This window comes from Kribbella swartbergensis, assembly GCF_054784135.1.
The window spans coordinates 1-661 of sequence record NZ_BAAGPM010000058.1 but is presented as its reverse complement, the minus strand read 5'-3'; the positions used below and the strand labels follow the sequence as shown (position 1 = coordinate 661).

The window sequence follows — 661 nt, the reverse complement described above, 5'->3', positions numbered from 1 at the left end:
CCATTTCCGCTTTGCCGTGAAGATGCCGAAGACGATCACCCACGAAGGTCGCCTCCGCGATATCGACGAGCCGTTGCAGCGCTTTTTAGGAGAGATCGCCGGATTGGGGTCGAAGCTTGGACCAGTTCTCATCCAACTTCCCCCGAGCCTGAAGTTTGACCCTGCGGTCGTGCGATCATTCGTTGAGAGGCTTCGAGCCTCCTTCGGTGGAGATCTCGTCTGCGAGCCCCGGCACGTCTCATGGTTCACCGCCGATGTCGATGCCTTCCTCGTGGAGCACCGGATCGCGCGGGTGGCGGCCGACCCAAAGCCTCATCCCTGTGCCGGTACTCCGGGCGGCTGGACTGGGCTGGTTTACTACCGCCTGCATGGATCGCCAAAAATGTACTACTCGGCGTACTCGCAAGAGGTCATGGCGGAAACTGCCAAGGCCCTTGGAAACCATGCCAAGGTCGGACGAGCAGCATGGTGCATCTTCGACAATACGGCTGCTTTCGCAGCCACCGGCGATGCGCTGAGCACTTTAAAGCTTCTTCAGTCCTAGGCGTCCGACGATCGTTGGTTCGCCACAGATCACCTCCAGCGCGATCCTGGCTCTCGAAGGGCTGGATGTTGTCGGTTCGCCGGCTAGCCCACATGCCCTATTGAGAGCCTCAACTAG

The 661-nt window shown here is 59.8% G+C and carries 1 protein-coding gene; it reads left to right on the top strand.

From position 1 onward, the window contains the following. On the top strand, positions 1-544 hold a 544-nt coding region (locus tag ACYVOK_RS34455), incomplete at its 5' end, for a DUF72 domain-containing protein (RefSeq protein ID WP_460666800.1). Between the last annotated feature and the right edge of the window lie 117 nt (positions 545-661).